Origin of the sequence: Glycomyces sp. NPDC049804 (genome assembly GCF_040674615.1) — a bacterium.
GTDB lineage: Bacteria > Actinomycetota > Actinomycetes > Mycobacteriales > Micromonosporaceae > Glycomyces > Glycomyces niveus.
Genome location: NZ_JBFAMQ010000046.1, coordinates 1 through 1,008 on the forward strand (window position 1 = coordinate 1; position 1,008 = coordinate 1,008).

Annotated in this window: 2 protein-coding genes; both read right to left on the reverse strand. The window is 69.2% G+C overall.

What is annotated here, in order from left to right:
* Nucleotides 1-605 (reverse strand): IS3 family transposase (locus AB0K52_RS25630; protein WP_363537373.1); only part of this gene is annotated, 605 nt, incomplete at its 3' end.
* A complete protein-coding gene (locus AB0K52_RS25635; protein ID WP_363537376.1) occupies nt 602-937 on the reverse strand; it encodes a transposase in 336 nt (111 codons plus the stop codon). The genes AB0K52_RS25635 and AB0K52_RS25630, both read right to left, overlap by 4 nt.
* Nucleotides 938-1,008: the final 71 nt, after the last annotated feature.

Genomic DNA, 1,008 nt, shown 5'->3' on the forward strand with positions numbered 1-1,008 from the left:
TGCGTCCCGCGGTCGGTGTGCATCAGCGCGCCGGCCAGGCCGCCGCGGATGGCCTCGGCGCGGCGCAGCGCCTTTTCGACCAGGTCCGTGCGCATGTAGTCGGCGATCGCCCAACCGACGAGCCGGCGCGAGTACAGGTCGATGACCGTGGCCAGGTAGAGGAACGAGCCGCCCTCGACCGGCAGGTAGGTGATGTCACCGACGTAGCGCCGATTCGGCGCCGCAGCGGTGAAGTCGCGGCCCAGCCGGTCGGGTACCGCGGCCGCTGCCGGGTCCTGAGGCGGCGGGGCCGGGCGGCGCCGACGCAGCCGGACCCCGCAGATCCCGGCGACGCGCATCAGACGCGCGATGCGTTTGCGGTTGACCTGCTCGCCGGCCTCGCGCAGTTCGATGGTGATCCGCGGGGACCCGTAGGCGCCGTTGCTCGCGGCATGGACGGCCCGGATGCGCGCGGTGGTCGCCGCGTCTGCGGCGGTCTTCGCCGCTCGGGCCGGGGCGCGGTCCTTCCACTGGTAGTAGCCCTGCCGGGAAACCCCGAGGGTCTCGCATAGTCGCTTGACGCTCCAACGCGTGCGGTGCTCGTCGACGAACTGGAAGCGGCTCACCAGTTCGTCTCGCCCGCGAAATACTTCGCGGCTTTACGCAGGATGTCCCGTTCGGCTTTGACCTTCTCCAGCTCAGCACGGAGACGGCGGTTCTCTTCGGCGATCACGGCGTCGTAGCCTACGAGGCCCTCGTTCTCACTGGTCGGAGCCTGGTAGCGGGGTGAGGCGCCTTGCTGCTTGCGGTGCTGCTTCACCCAGTTGCGCAGCGTCTCGCCCGAGACGCCCAGGTTCTTCGCGACCGAGGCGTAGGTCGCGGTCGGGTCATCGAGGTAGGCCCGGACGGCCTCGTCCTTGAACTCCTCGGGAAACCGGCGCTGATACTTCGAGGTCACTGAACACTCCTAGCACCCCGAACCCTACCGGCCCGGGGAAACAGGGTGTCAACACCAAAGGATCAAGGCCC